The organism is Sphingobium sp. TomTYG74 (genome assembly GCF_055393875.1).
In genome coordinates, this window is sequence record NZ_AP027341.1 from 1,566,699 (window position 1) to 1,579,836 (window position 13,138).

Annotated in this window: 13 protein-coding genes; 1 reads left to right on the top strand and 12 read right to left on the bottom strand. The window is 55.0% G+C overall.

Annotated elements, in window-relative coordinates; translation table 11 throughout:
• Positions 1-32: 32 nt before the first annotated feature.
• On the top strand, positions 33-1,121 hold the full coding sequence (locus ACZ5TB_RS07935; protein ID WP_464790805.1) for an IS5 family transposase: 1,089 nt from the start codon (positions 33-35) through the stop codon (positions 1,119-1,121).
• A gap of 353 nt (positions 1,122-1,474) precedes the next feature.
• On the opposite strand, the gene ACZ5TB_RS07940 is transcribed toward ACZ5TB_RS07935, so the two are convergent.
• From ACZ5TB_RS07940 to ACZ5TB_RS07995, 12 genes are all read right to left on the bottom strand, one after another.
• On the bottom strand, positions 1,475-1,978 hold the full coding sequence (locus tag ACZ5TB_RS07940; RefSeq protein WP_464790806.1) for a class I SAM-dependent methyltransferase: 504 nt from the start codon (positions 1,976-1,978) through the stop codon (positions 1,475-1,477).
• A gap of 291 nt (positions 1,979-2,269) precedes the next feature.
• A complete protein-coding gene (locus ACZ5TB_RS07945; protein WP_464790807.1) occupies positions 2,270-2,860 on the bottom strand; it encodes a methyltransferase domain-containing protein in 591 nt (196 codons plus the stop codon).
• Between the two features lie 194 nt (positions 2,861-3,054).
• Positions 3,055-4,032, bottom strand: a complete 978-nt coding sequence (locus tag ACZ5TB_RS07950) for a phytanoyl-CoA dioxygenase family protein (RefSeq protein ID WP_464790808.1) — start codon at positions 4,030-4,032, stop codon at positions 3,055-3,057.
• 12 nt (positions 4,033-4,044) lie between these two features.
• Positions 4,045-4,692, bottom strand: a complete 648-nt coding sequence (locus tag ACZ5TB_RS07955; RefSeq protein ID WP_464790809.1) for an ABC transporter ATP-binding protein — start codon at positions 4,690-4,692, stop codon at positions 4,045-4,047.
• The gene (locus ACZ5TB_RS07960) at positions 4,689-5,471 is read right to left on the bottom strand and encodes an ABC transporter permease (protein ID WP_464790810.1); all 783 of its coding nucleotides are present in this window, start codon (positions 5,469-5,471) and stop codon (positions 4,689-4,691) included. The genes ACZ5TB_RS07955 and ACZ5TB_RS07960 overlap by 4 nt, the downstream gene beginning before the upstream one ends.
• Complete coding sequence (locus ACZ5TB_RS07965) at positions 5,468-6,634, bottom strand: KpsE/RkpR family capsule polysaccharide export protein (protein ID WP_464792512.1); 1,167 nt, start codon at positions 6,632-6,634, stop codon at positions 5,468-5,470. The genes ACZ5TB_RS07960 and ACZ5TB_RS07965 overlap by 4 nt, the downstream gene beginning before the upstream one ends.
• A 153-nt stretch (positions 6,635-6,787) precedes the next feature.
• Complete coding sequence (locus ACZ5TB_RS07970) at positions 6,788-7,573, bottom strand: DUF5672 family protein (protein ID WP_464790811.1); 786 nt, start codon at positions 7,571-7,573, stop codon at positions 6,788-6,790.
• A 4-nt stretch (positions 7,574-7,577) separates the two neighbouring features.
• Positions 7,578-9,194 (bottom strand): glycosyltransferase family 2 protein, encoded by a 1,617-nt coding sequence (locus ACZ5TB_RS07975; protein WP_464790812.1) that lies wholly within the window; start codon positions 9,192-9,194, stop codon positions 7,578-7,580.
• A gap of 481 nt (positions 9,195-9,675) precedes the next feature.
• A complete protein-coding gene (locus tag ACZ5TB_RS07980) occupies positions 9,676-10,257 on the bottom strand; it encodes a 5'-methylthioadenosine/S-adenosylhomocysteine nucleosidase (protein ID WP_464790813.1) in 582 nt (193 codons plus the stop codon).
• 71 nt (positions 10,258-10,328) lie between these two features.
• Positions 10,329-10,865: an adenine phosphoribosyltransferase gene (locus ACZ5TB_RS07985; protein ID WP_464790814.1), complete on the bottom strand. Its 537-nt coding sequence runs from the start codon at positions 10,863-10,865 to the stop codon at positions 10,329-10,331.
• A gap of 81 nt (positions 10,866-10,946) precedes the next feature.
• The gene (locus tag ACZ5TB_RS07990) at positions 10,947-11,795 is read right to left on the bottom strand and encodes a cytochrome c1 (protein ID WP_464777971.1); all 849 of its coding nucleotides are present in this window, start codon (positions 11,793-11,795) and stop codon (positions 10,947-10,949) included.
• Between the two features lie 17 nt (positions 11,796-11,812).
• On the bottom strand, positions 11,813-13,132 hold the full coding sequence (locus ACZ5TB_RS07995) for a cytochrome b (RefSeq protein ID WP_464790815.1): 1,320 nt from the start codon (positions 13,130-13,132) through the stop codon (positions 11,813-11,815).
• Between the last annotated feature and the right edge of the window lie 6 nt (positions 13,133-13,138).

The window sequence follows — 13,138 nt, forward strand, 5'->3', positions numbered from 1 at the left end:
CCCACGCTTACTGTACGCCAGCGGAGGCAGAGATGGCAGGACAGCCGGGTTTCTTTGATCTTTCGGACCGATATGAGGCGCTGAGTGCCGCAGGCGATCCACTGGAACGGTTAGCGGCCGTGGTGGATTTTGAGGTTTTTCGCGGCCCGCTGATAGCAGCCTTGCGCCGCAGTCCCCGTGCCAGGGGCAGGCGGCCGCCGTTCGATCCGGTGCTGATGTTCAAGATCCTCGTGCTGCAGGCGCTCTACTCGCTGTCGGACGATGCGACGGAATTCCAGATCAAGGACCGGCTCTCGTTCCAGCGTTTCCTGGGACTGGGGCTCGACGGAACGGTGCCCGATGCGACGACGGTGTGGTTGTTTCGGGAGCGACTGGTGAAGGCCAAAGTGATCGACAAGCTCTTCGTCCGTTTCGATGCCGCGCTGACGGACAGGGGCTATCTCGCCATGGGCGGGCAGATCATCGACGCGACGGTCGTGCCCGCGCCCAAACAGCGCAACACTGAGGAAGAAAAGACGGCGATCAAGGAAGGCCGGATCCCCGACCGCTGGAAAGACAAGCCCGCGAAGGTCCAGCAGAAGGATCGAGATGCCCGCTGGAGCGTGAAATACACCAAGGCCAAGGTGAAGGAAGGCACTGATCCCAAGGCGTTCAAGCCGGTCGATCTTGCCATTCCGATGTTCGGCTACAAGAACCATATCGGCATCGACCGCGCGCATGGCCTGATCCGCACCTGGGACGCGAGCGCCGCCAACGCCCATGACGGCGCGCGACTGCCCGATCTGGTGAGCCGCACCAACACGGCCTCGGGTGTCTGGGCGGATACCGCCTACCGCTCGAAGAAAAACGAGGCGTTCCTGGCCAAGGGCATGTTTACGAGCAACATCCACCAGCGAAAGCCGCACCGCCGGGCAATGCCCGAGCGCATCGCGCCCGCCAATGCCAAGCGCTCGGCCGTGCGCTCGGCGGTCGAGCACGTGTTCGCCGGACAGAAGCATCGCATGGGCCTGTTCGTACGCACCATCGGCATGGCCCGTGCCCGCATCAAGATCGGCATGGCCAATCTGGCCTATAATTTCCAGCGGCTCGCTTGGCTCGAGGGGCGTACTGCGCCCGCGTGACGGCAAACAGCGCTCGAAAAGCGACAGTGCCGCAGAAAATCAACAAAAGCCCACTGGGTTACGAAGCCGCAGAAGGCCTGCTCACACCTGCCGATGCACGTCGCTGCTGAACAGGCGGTTCTTCGAGGTGTCCAGTTTCTCGAAGTGTCCACCTCTCGCTTCTGTTCGTCTCTCCATACCCGGCGCCGCTCCGGCCCTGAAATTACCGTGATCTGACCCATCGCACCGTCCTTAGTGTCGGTGCAAACACCAGTGCTTGCACCGGTGCCATCTCCAAATATCAGCCAATCACCGCAAGGCGGCCCTCACCGGAGCGATACGGTGCCGATTGACAAGAGTGATCTGATTCCGTTCTAGCGCTTTCGGCAAAGTATAACTTCAGTATATTCGCCGATTATCCCTTGGTGCCGATCGGAAAATCGGGTGATCTCGACCGCAAACGGCGTCCAATGAGAAATGAGTTGATGCACTGCATATCCGAAGTCCCAAGTTACCAGAGCACCTTTCCCGTCGATAGGATTACCATGATACTCCGGAGGCTCCTTTAACAGCCTTATTGTTCCATCACGCTGCAAAAGGGCGAGGGCTTTCGAAGGCTCTACCAACTCCTTTCTGATCGGAAATGTGGATATGTAAAGCCCTCCAGGCTTGAGCGTGCGCCATATATCTCGAAACATATCTCCAGGATTGAAAACATGCTCCGTGACATCCAATGTCACAACTAAATCAAAAATATTGTCAGCAAAAGTTGTGCACTCAATATTTTCATTGCGCCAGCCCTTCACATCATGACCAAATGGATGGGACGGGAAGTAATGGCTTCCAATATAATTTATCGCTTCTGATCGCAATTTCATAGATAGACCGCGATCCATAGGAGAGCACTCATGGATGGCAACATTACGCCACCCTGGCACTTCACGATTCAAAACATGGGCGAGTGCACGCTCTCGAGGCGAAGAGCCGTTAGTACATGATTGACAAAAAAGGCTACCTCTGTACCACTTGTTTTTGGCTATAAATTTGGCTGACGCCTCACATATGGGACAGTAACCGTCTATTTCTAAGAGAAATTTTTCGTCTGTCACGCGTTTTTACTTTCTGCCTATAACAACAACATAGAGATAGATTCTGTTTCCTTATAGGTATTAAATAAGTATATCGCCTTTTCCGATCATGAAAACACTACTTCCAGAATATTTTTTCCAATATTCCTGAGGAATATTGGCCTTATGAAGTTCTCCCTCAGGAAAGCGGGTCGTTAGGTCATAATCTTGGTCGATTTTGAAAATTTTTCCCAGCGTTCTCTCTAAATCATGCGGTGAGAATCTACGACAGTGATCGAATTGACCGAAGCGACGGGTCTTCTCATTTTCTGAGATAGGCCCCAAATCTTCCTCGAAATGGCTTCCGTAGATTGGAACACAAAACATATGAGTACCATTTCTATTGAGCAAATTATGCAAGTTGATAAGAGACATGGTATAGTTGCATGGGATATGCTCGATAACATGAGAATGTATTATTAAATCAAATTTCCCCATACCGGAAACAGTTTCAGGATTGCAGAGATCAATGTATTTTATGTTTGATATATGGCTATATCGCTCAAGATCTATGTCAGCACAAACATAATTATCCGTTTTTTCTTTTATATACTTATACAATCCATATTCCGGCGCTATATGTAGAACTGACATTTCCTTATTCAATCCATATCTATCCAATTCTAGCTTCATAATTCTAGTTCGTTCGTAGGATCCGCAGCCTGAGCAAAGAATATTCTTACGTATTCCCATGTCTCTAAATTCACGAGAATGACAAATGTTGCATTCTACGGCCATGACTACCAACCTTCTTATTACTAATTTATATAAACTATTTATTTGTTACGACGGTTATATTTATCGATTTAATACAGTACTTAATACGATCAAGGAAGTTTCCGCCCTATTCTCAGCATACATTTGGAAAGATTTTTCAAATTTATGGCTATACGTCTACAAGCTGAAATAGGATCCAGCTCCAAGTCTAAAGCTTGTCCTAAATAGGAGCTCTGCCTCCGCTTATCATCATGAATTGCAATGAGGTCGCGTTTTGCTAGCTTCCCAAGCGCTTCGTCGGAATAAGCAGGCGTGTAGTAGATGCAGTCTTCAAAAAAATAGTGTGTCACCTGCGACCAACGCGTCAACGTACGGTTAGTCTGTGGACTGCCGCCATGTAGAAGATTTGCGCACCAAATAAGAGCTTGTCCTTTACGTGGGAGAAATTGGACTTTGCGGGCGTTGTGCGCTAGGCATAATGCTTGCCAAGCCTTACTATAGGGATCCTGCGCTGAGCTGAGGCTGGTTCCATAGCCCCTACGGCCGATCAGCGCATTATTCATGATCGGCCAGCGATGAGATCCTGGCACATAGAATAATGGCCCAGCGTCCGCCGACACATCTTCCATAGCCAACCAGACGCCGCACATAAATCGTTCTGGTAGGGTAGAAAAGTGGACAGCATCAGAATGCGTCTCTTGCTCGGTGCCTGCAGGAAAATTCAGAGTCTGGAATGGGAATGGTTGGCGCCCGTATAGCTTACCCAGTAGACTGAGTATTGTGGAATTCGAGGCAATCGCGCGGACATCTTCATTATGCCTCCACGCGTCTTGAATGCGACGCGAGCAGGAGATTTTGTCGCTCTGGAGATCTGCCGACTCGACGTCAAACTGCGGGGCCAGATTGCGTTTCACGCGTTCAATACGCGCCTCAATGTCTGGATCGGGAAAGTCAATCACTGCGAATCCATTATCGTGGAGGTCTCGCGCGATAGATTTCTCGTGGGTCGTGAAATGTGATGGCAAATTATCTACCGAGAAAATCGGAGATTCGATCAAAGGTATACCTGGAAAGGGATTTTCAGACATGATCAGTCTTCGTCACAAGTTAGCATATACACCTAGTGCTTCTACTACGTCTTCATACATCGTGGCCGCGCCGTCTTGTAGAACGAGCGCACGATTACAATATCTCTTGATGAAATCGGCGCTGTGCGAAGCAAGCAAAAGAGCTCGATCCTGGCGCTTCTCGAAGAATTCTGCTTGACATTTAAGCTGAAAATTTCGGTCCCCGACCATTATAACTTCGTCAATCAGATAGCATTCGAATTCAATCGCCAAGGTGAGGGCGAAAGCCAGCCTGGCACGCATGCCTGACGAATAGGTTTTTACGGGCATGCGCAGCTGCCGACCTAATTCCGTGAACTCTTCGACGAAATCCCGCAACTCCTTGTAGGGCTTATCGTAGATGCGCGCAATAAAGCGCGTATTGTCATACCCCGTCAGACTTCCTTGGAAAGCCCCCGTAAACCCAAGGGGCCAAGAACAGCTCATTGAGCGGATCACTTTGCCTGAGGTTGGCATCTCTACCCCGCCTATAAGCTTAATAAGGGTTGTTTTGCCGGCGCCATTTCGCCCAAGAAGACCGATTCTGTCCTGCGGATGGATGGTAAAATTCACACCCTGCAAAACAGTTTTCGTGGCGTTGCCATGCCGATAGCGCTTGTGAATATCCTGACAAACTATCATCCGACCACCAATGTTCGGCGCACACGACGACATAAGATTAAGCCCACGACAAGGCAACATAGCGACAGCGCAACCGCCTTAAACACATCATAATAGGGCTGTACGGCCGAACCAAAGAGTCCATAACGCATAAGTTCCATGCCACTGACGAGCGGCGACCACATAAGGAATTCACGCGCGTCCGGCGAAAGCCACGACGTCATGTTGAAGGTCCCCGAAAACGGAATGGCGATATAGACGCTCACTGGCAGCAACTTTTCGATTAGCTCTGAAGCTTCAGACAAAGGAGCCAAGATTAGGCATATAGAAAAAACGAATAATGAATATATTCCCCACCCAGCCAGCAATGATCCCACATCATACGGCGATGGAAAAAGCTCAAAGTATCCAAAAACAAGCAATATGAATAAATAAGCCATCATTGCTCCAATTGCTTCGACCAGAACTCTAACTATTATGAAATCAGCGACTTTTACTTGCCGATGGTAAAGAAGAGAACCATTTGCAACAAAAATGCTAGCCGATTTATTGAAGCAATGACGGAGAAAGGTAAGTGGAATGTACCCACTTGCGACGAACGCGACCACTCCTATGCCATGACTTTCAGGTCCCTTCATGAACGTCCAGACCATGCCCACTAATCCAGCGAACAAAAGCGGCTCGGCCATCAGCCAGAGAAAGCCGATATTCTCACGTCCAAAGCGCGTCGTCAGTTCACGGATCATCAGTGCTTTTACTACAAGCAACTGGATACGCAGTCCGTTTCTTAAGCGTTTCATCTATCTTCCGGCGCGTGTTCTAAAATTCCGACAACCAACATCCAGCCAATTAAATAGAGACATAGACTGGCAAAAATTACGGTCAATATTTCCTTAATGCGCCCAGGAAGAAGGGCGTCGTCTGGTCTATTCGGTTCGACTACCCGTTCGAGATAATATTGCTGCTTCAACGCTTCCGTTCGAGCCTGTTCAAGCGTGGCATTCGCAGCTGCCAACATCTGTGTGGCGAATTCCTGTTCGACCATCAGCGCTTCGTATCCACTCATTTTTGAAGCAATGCCCGAAGGTGTGCCCACGGCCCGGCCGGTCTGTGCCGCAATCTGCTCAGAAAGTGCGGCGATACGTTGCCGCAGGGCTGGGATCGAAGGATGTTGGGGGGCTACTCGCTGAATCTCGGCGAGTTGAGCGCGAAGAGCTGCACTCTGTGCAATCAGACTGTTGGATATCGCGAGAACGCCCATTCCCTGCTGCTCAGGATCGAGCAATTCCGATCTATTTCTATATAGCCCTAACTCGATGCGTGCCTTGCGAACGCGAGCCTGAGCAACCGCAACACGGCCCTCCGCTTCCTTGATCGTTGTTGTGTTAGCCCTCGCATTCAGTCGATTAACAAGAATCTCGCTTAACTGAAGCAGGTTTTCATTCAGCTCTTGCGCCTGACCTGGCGTAAACGCACTAGCTGTGAGGACAGCCATTCCACTTTCGTGATCAAGCCGAGCGTCCACCTTCGAGCCGTAATAATCGTACAGATGCTCGAATGTGTCGCTGTGAAAGACGGAGGGGAAACGGCTGAACCGATCCGCTTCGGAAGACATAAAGGCCTCCCGAACATCAACTCGGGCAGTGAGATGACGCAAAGCATCGCGCGACCGCAGATAATCGATGATTTCCTTGGTTTGCTCCTGCCCTGACGAAAGTCCTGTAGTCTGTATCAATCCGGCAAGCGACGACATTGATGCCTGCTTGCGATCAGGCGACTTGATGACGAAGCGGGATTCCGAAACATATATGTCAGAAGCGATCAGCCCGAAATAGATCGTCGCCAAAAGGGATGGGACAACCACGAACAGCGCAAACCAGCGCCAGCGCTTCAGACGTTCCATGACCTTGTGATGCCCCGTGGCTTTCGCAGCCACCTGCTGAAGCTGAGTATCGTGATGCATATCCAAAATCTAAGTTCCTCGACGGGAAAGCTAGCTGCGGCTCTAAGCACCTCGCCATTACCGAACAAGTGTGCAGCACTCCAGCATTCACTTAATTATAAAGACGAGCTGAGACGCGGGAGCGGGTGCGACCGAAAGTCATTGCGCACTGCATCAGCGTGCGCCCCGTACGACATCGCACGCTTTGTCAGCCATCATCCGTATCAAACGCGTAAAACGATGAGGGCCCCTCCCTAATGACCTCAACAGCTCCATAAAGTCCCGTGCCAAACTCGAACGGTCATCCAGGTCGCGATAAATTCGCCAGAATGCCTCAGGACCGATTGCCCGAGGCATATTGAATACCCCGTGATAACCGAAGCTCGTTTCCAGATCGCCCGCCCGCTCGGTAGCGAACAGATCGGCGATCGCGCGTGGTGCAAAGCGCATACCCCTTTCCTCCAGCCAGTTGCGATTGACACGCCCGATGGCGAGATCCTCGGGGTGAGATGCTTGAAAATCCAAATTCCTGCATATGTTCATCAGTCGTTGGCTCCGCAAGGAGAAGCCGCCATTGCCGACATCATGCCCATCGTCGAACTGCGGCCAGCTGGCGCCGATATAGTCATAGTCGAGGAACTCCGCACGCCATCGTCCCGCGTCGAGTACGTGACCGTCCCACTGCGCCACCAGGCAGTGGGAGGTCTCCACGTGATCGACCATGTGCGACAGCAGGAAAAGTGAATAGGCAGCTGAAGAGTCTAGTCGCCTGATCGGCACGACCGAAATGCCGGGATGCTCCGGCTTTATCGGCGCATCAGTGAACAGCTTGCAGGCCGCGAAATCGATCTGAGCCAGACTAATCTCCAAGGCGCGGAGCGTAGCCTTCACATTCACCGAAGTGGCCGCGCACAGCGTCACCTGTGGCAACGCAAGGCGGTTGGAGGACGCGATTGCCATGCTCCTACAGCCTCAACACAAAGCGCTCGCTCGCGCGGCTGAGCTCAGGGTGATGGAAGGGATCGACCGCCTCCGCCGTATGCCATTGTCGCTGGAGCGCAGCGAGCTCTCCCGCGAATCTCGCCGCACCCACGGGGTCGCGGTCCAACCCTCGCGAAAGCGATTCGTGGTGTATCAGGGTCGCGCGCGGCTCATAGAGCGACTGCCAGCCCCGCTGATTGAGACGCATGCACAGGTCCACATCATTGAACGCAACCGAAAAATTATCTTCGTCCAAACCACCGACGGCCACGAACCGCTCCCGCGTCACGACCAGACAGGCCGCTGTCACCGCTGAGGCAAATTGCGGCAGCGAATGACGATGGAAATACCCCTCCTCATCCGGATGCAGCAGCCGGTGGGCATGGCCTGCCGCATTACCCATGCCGATCACCACACCGGCGTGCTGAATGCGCCCATCTGGATAGAGCAGCCGTGCGCCCACCGCGCCTACATCGTCTCTCAGGGCCTGCATTGCCATCGTCGAAAGCCAGTTTCGTTCGATCACCTCAATATCATTGTTGAGCAGGCATAAAAGCCGCCCTCGCGCCTCTCCAACCGCGCGATTGTTTATCGCGGAATAGTTGAATGGTCCTTCATGCCGCAGAACGCGATACCGCTCAGGATCAAGGCCGGCGAGAAAGTCCAATGTCAGGGGGTCGTCGCTTTCATTATCAACAACGATCACTTCGATATCCGGATAGTCGGTGGAGGCAACGCCGTTCAGACATGTTTGCAGCAGATCCACGCGGTTGCGCGTCGGCACGATGACCGTGACCGGCGGCAGCTCCCGTGCCGTCATGCGGGGGACCGCAGGCATCCGCGGACAAGGACGCGTACTGCGGTGATGCAGGACCCTGCGGACGTGCAGCGGGCGCCCCTTCCCCGCTACGCACGCGACGAGGTTGCGCGCCCATTCATCGGCTCCGTCGAGCTTTTCCAGGTCCGCGCGTGAAGCATGCAGGATGCAGGCACCGGTCAGATAGTCGAAATGGTGGAAGAGCTCGCTATTCCAGTCCGGCTTGAAATGCGGCGCGGTGCGTCGCCCCATCCTGTCCAGCAGATCGTCGTCCGCATAAACAATTCTCTCCTGTGTCCCGGCGATGGCGGCGCGGTAGACTCTCGCTCCCCCCCGGGCCAGCCTGTCGCCCGCCTTTATCGGCATGAGCCAGTAATTCTTGCACCAATCGATTTGCCGCGCTGCCGCGACGAGGTTGGGGGTGTCAGCATTTCCGATCGCAAGCGCCGACACGCCTTCGGCCGAGAGATTGCGCAGCGTTTCTTCCAGCCCTTCGTCCCCTGCCATAATATCGACAAGGGCTAGGATCGGCGGCTCAGCGTGATAACCATCCGTGGAATCAAGTTTCTCTTGCCACAGCATCCAAAGATCATAGGCTCTCCGTGAAGCCCCCAGCAGTCGGGCGAGCTGACTGCGGGAACGCAGCCGCTTACGGCGCAGGCGCCACCACAGAGCCGTCAAATAGGCGTTAGGCGAGGCGCGGAAGGCATCAAGGTGAATGGACAACCTCAGACACAAACCAACGGCTTTTGATGGATAGGGGTCTGCCCGATGCGATGACATGGCGGATGCGATAGCGGATTGAGAAAAAGGAACAAGGCGGAACAGGTTTACAGGCTGACCGTGACCTTCGATCTAACGCTGGAGCAGCCCACGTCCGGTCAGATTCGGATAGCCAACGAATTGGGCAAACTTGGGTCATTCCATATCGTCGGCCGACGTACGCGGTGGCTGGCAACGGTACGATATCGAAGCCCTTCAAAGCGCTGGAGGCAAGGGTCACCCAGTAAGCGCACGGTGGTTGACCTTCTCTCGCTCTAATGCGATTTCAGAGTGCAGGAGCTTTTCGATGACAGACCTTGGCAAAATGTGGGCGTGCGCTGCTGGAAGATTATCTAAGTCACTGTTTTTAAATGTAGAATATGCCGCCACTCATCGCCTTGACATCACAGGTGTTGCCAGTTCGGCCGGGCACGCCCACCGCTGACGTTCGATTCAGCGATGACTGGCGGGCTTTGCATGTCTCCGCCGTCTTTTTGCGAAATTAGCTGCTCACCTGGCTCAACGTGTCGGCTAGTAAATCTACTGCTACCGCCAGCCGCTCGTCTAGCAATGCGAGGAGTTGTGTCCAACCGAGCATATTGTTCAGTTCTCCTGGGCCGTCGGATATACCGCGCAGGCCCATCAGGGGAACAGTGAAGCGCTGGCAGGCTCGGGTGATGGCGAAGGTTTCCATATCGACCATATCGGCGTCTATCAGTGCATATTCCTCGCCGCCTACGATGTTTGCGCCGGTTGAAAGGCGTGCCGCGGGAATGTCGAGGGGTGCGTGCAGCGGCAGATTGACGGGGTGATCTATGAATGGAGTCACCCCCTTTGCGAAACCTAGGCGAGAGGCGTCCATGTCACGCCAGGAAACGCTTGCGACCTGATAGACCTCCCCCAACTGACAGGCGCGGGAGCCAGCTGAGCCCAGTGATACAACAAGGTGGGGCAGAGCATCATGCTGATCAAGGTGCTGAAGCGCCAAGCTGGTTGTGATCGCGGCTTCTACGGGACCGACGCCTGTCATTAGGGGCGTGAAGCGCGAACGCAGATGCGGGCCGTATTCATCCTCGATCGCCATTAGGAAGAGGATGCGTTTTCCGGCGATTAGTTCGCAATTTGGTTGGCGGGGGAAATTCATGAAGGAAACCGTTAATTGCCGGGGAATTTGAGGAGGGCGGCGGTGGCGATGCCGTCGGCTTCGAGGGCGGAGCGGCCGCCGAGGTCGGGCAAGTCGATGGCGAAGAGGGCCAGGAGCAAGGTGGCGCCTTGTTCGCGGAGGAGTTGGGCGGCGGCGAGAGCGGTGCCGCCGGTGGCGATGAGGTCATCGACCAGCAGGACGCGGGCGCCCTGCCCTATCTGTCCTTCATGCAATTCGAGGCGGTCGGTGCCATATTCGAGCACATAGTCGATGCCGACGGTCTTGCCGGGTAGCTTGCCCGATTTGCGGATCGGAACGAAACCGAGACCGAGCGCATGAGCGAGTGCCGATCCAAGCACGAAACCGCGCGCCTCGATCCCGACGACGATGTCCGCGTCGAGCGGCCGGGCGATCGCGGCGAGGCTGCTGACGAGGGCGGAGAAGCCTTTAGCGTCGGCGAGCAAAGTCGTGATGTCGCGGAACAGGATGCCGGGCTTTGGAAAGTCAGGGATGGTCCGGACCAGCGCGGCGATTTCATCTAGATCCATGTAAACTCCCAATGAAAAAGGGACGCGGTGTCATCATGACGCCGCGCCCCTTCCCTATTCATTCCCTTGGCCGAAAGGCGGTCAGGCGGCCTTTTTCTTGTCGGCCCAGATATTCTGGTAGGACATATAGGCCAGCGCCGTTGCGATCAGAAGGAAGACGATGGTCGCCAGACCCGCGCGGCGGCGGTTCTCCAGCTTGGGTTCGGCGGTCCAGGTCAAGAAGGCCGAAACGTCCTTCGCCATCTGGTCAACCGTCGCCTTGGTGCCGTCGCCATAGGTCACCTGACCGTCAGCCGTCAGCGGAGGAGCCATGGCAAGGTTCAGGTTGGCGAAATAGGGGTTGTAGTGCAGCCCCTCGGGCGTCTTGGCATCCGGGAAGTGCTTGAGCAGTTCAGCCGGCTGATTCTGATAGCCTGTCAGCAGCGAGTAGACATAAGCCGTACCGCTGTGGCGCGCCTTGGTCATGAGCGAAAGATCCGGCGGGATCGCATTGTTGTTCGCCGCTGCCGCCGCGACATTGTTCGCGAAGGGCTTAGGGAAATAGTCAGCCGGAACGGGCTCACGCGTCGACATCTCGCCCGTCTTGGGATCGACGTCAGGCGTCTTGATCGCCCACTGCTTGGCGATCGCCTTGATTTCAGGCTCGTTATAGCCAAGGCCAGCAAGATCGCGGAACGCCACGAACTTCAGGCTGTGGCAGGCCGAGCAGACTTCCTTGAACACCTGGAAGCCGCGCTGCAGCTGGGCTTGATCGAACTTGCCGAACGCACCGTCGAAGGAGAAATTCACCTCCTTGGGATGCTTGTGGAATTCATGCTCCACCGTCTTGGCGGGCGGTTCGGAGACATAGGCCACCGCGCCCACCAGGAAGGATATCAGCAGCCAGCCAGCAAAGAAGAGGCCGACGAGAAATGCGCCGATGCGAACCATGTTAGTCTTGTCCCCTCTTAGCCGGCGTTCGACGGCTGCGGATCCGCGCCCATACCGGGAAGCGCATCCTGTTCGCCCTTGATGTTATGGCGGTTAAGCACGGATTCGGTGATCGAGCCGGGCAGCGGCAACGGCCGTTCAAAGCGCGAGATCAAGGGCAGGATGATCAGGAAGTGCGCGAAATAATAGGCCGAGGCGATCTGCGAAATCATCACATAGGGTTCTTCCGCCGGAGCACCGCCGCAATAGCCCAGGACGAGAACGTCCGCGATCAGGATCCACCAGAACTTCTTGAAAGTGGGACGGTAGTTGCCCGAACGCACGGGCGACGTGTCCAGCCACGGAAGGAAGAAGAGCAGCAGGATCGATGCGAACATCGCCAGCACGCCGAGCAGCTTCGCCGGAATGAAGAAGAAGTCGACGGTGAAGGCGCGCAGGATCGCGTAGAAGGGCCAGAAATACCATTCCGGAACGATGTGCGCAGGCGTCGAAAGCGGGTTCGCTTCGATATAGTTGTCCGGGTGGCCCAAGAAATTGGGCGCGAAGAACAGCAGGATCGAGAAGAGGATCAGGAACACGCCAGCCCCGAACCCGTCCTTCGCCGTATAATAGGGATGGAAGGGCACGGTGTCCTGCGGACCCTTTACTTCCACGCCGGTCGGGTTCGACGAACCCGGGATGTGCAGCGCCCAGATGTGCAGGATGATAACAGCCGCGATCACGAAGGGCAGCAGGAAGTGCAGCGAGAAGAAGCGGTTCAAGGAGGCATTGCCAGGAGCAAAGCCGCCGAGCAGCCAGGTCTGGATCGGCTCACCCACGACCGGGATCGCGCCGAACAGGCCGGTGATCACCTTCGCGCCCCAATAGGACATCTGCCCCCAGGGAAGCACATAGCCCATGAAGGCGGTCGCCATCATCAGGAGGAAGATCACAAGGCCGAGCAGCCAGACCATTTCGCGCGGCGCCTTGTAGGAGCCGTAGAAAAGGCCGCGGAAGATGTGGAGATAGACGACGATGAAGAAGAAGCTGGCGCCGTTGGCGTGCGCATAGCGCATCAGCCAGCCCGCATTCACATCGCGCATCGTATGTTCGACGGTCTGGAAGGCTACCAGCGAGTTCGCGCCATAGTGCATGGCCATGATCACGCCGGTGACGATCTGGATCACCAGCGCGAGACCAGCGAGAACACCGAAGTTCCAGAAATAGTTGAGATTGCGGGGAACCGGATAACCGGCACCGATCGCGTTGTAGACGAGGCGCGGAAGCGGCAGCTTCTCGTCGATCCACTGCATCGCGGGATGCTTGGGAGTATAATGCTCAGCCCAGGGAAAGCTCATAGTTTC

What these genes read in the sequence shown, in the direction of transcription:
- ACZ5TB_RS07935 (WP_464790805.1), top strand. Translation starts at nt 33, where the DNA reads ATGGCAGGACAGCCGGGTTTCTTTGATCTTTCGGACCGATATGAGGCG.
- ACZ5TB_RS07940 (WP_464790806.1), bottom strand. Translation starts at nt 1,978, where the DNA reads ATGAAATTGCGATCAGAAGCGATAAATTATATTGGAAGCCATTACTTC.
- ACZ5TB_RS07945 (WP_464790807.1), bottom strand. Translation starts at nt 2,860, where the DNA reads ATGAAGCTAGAATTGGATAGATATGGATTGAATAAGGAAATGTCAGTT.
- ACZ5TB_RS07950 (WP_464790808.1), bottom strand. Translation starts at nt 4,032, where the DNA reads ATGTCTGAAAATCCCTTTCCAGGTATACCTTTGATCGAATCTCCGATT.
- ACZ5TB_RS07955 (WP_464790809.1), bottom strand. Translation starts at nt 4,692, where the DNA reads ATGATAGTTTGTCAGGATATTCACAAGCGCTATCGGCATGGCAACGCC.
- ACZ5TB_RS07960 (WP_464790810.1), bottom strand. Translation starts at nt 5,471, where the DNA reads ATGAAACGCTTAAGAAACGGACTGCGTATCCAGTTGCTTGTAGTAAAA.
- ACZ5TB_RS07965 (WP_464792512.1), bottom strand. Translation starts at nt 6,634, where the DNA reads ATGCATCACGATACTCAGCTTCAGCAGGTGGCTGCGAAAGCCACGGGG.
- ACZ5TB_RS07970 (WP_464790811.1), bottom strand. Translation starts at nt 7,573, where the DNA reads ATGGCAATCGCGTCCTCCAACCGCCTTGCGTTGCCACAGGTGACGCTG.
- ACZ5TB_RS07975 (WP_464790812.1), bottom strand. Translation starts at nt 9,194, where the DNA reads ATGTCATCGCATCGGGCAGACCCCTATCCATCAAAAGCCGTTGGTTTG.
- ACZ5TB_RS07980 (WP_464790813.1), bottom strand. Translation starts at nt 10,257, where the DNA reads ATGGCGATCGAGGATGAATACGGCCCGCATCTGCGTTCGCGCTTCACG.
- ACZ5TB_RS07985 (WP_464790814.1), bottom strand. Translation starts at nt 10,865, where the DNA reads ATGGATCTAGATGAAATCGCCGCGCTGGTCCGGACCATCCCTGACTTT.
- ACZ5TB_RS07990 (WP_464777971.1), bottom strand. Translation starts at nt 11,795, where the DNA reads ATGGTTCGCATCGGCGCATTTCTCGTCGGCCTCTTCTTTGCTGGCTGG.
- ACZ5TB_RS07995 (WP_464790815.1), bottom strand. Translation starts at nt 13,132, where the DNA reads ATGAGCTTTCCCTGGGCTGAGCATTATACTCCCAAGCATCCCGCGATG.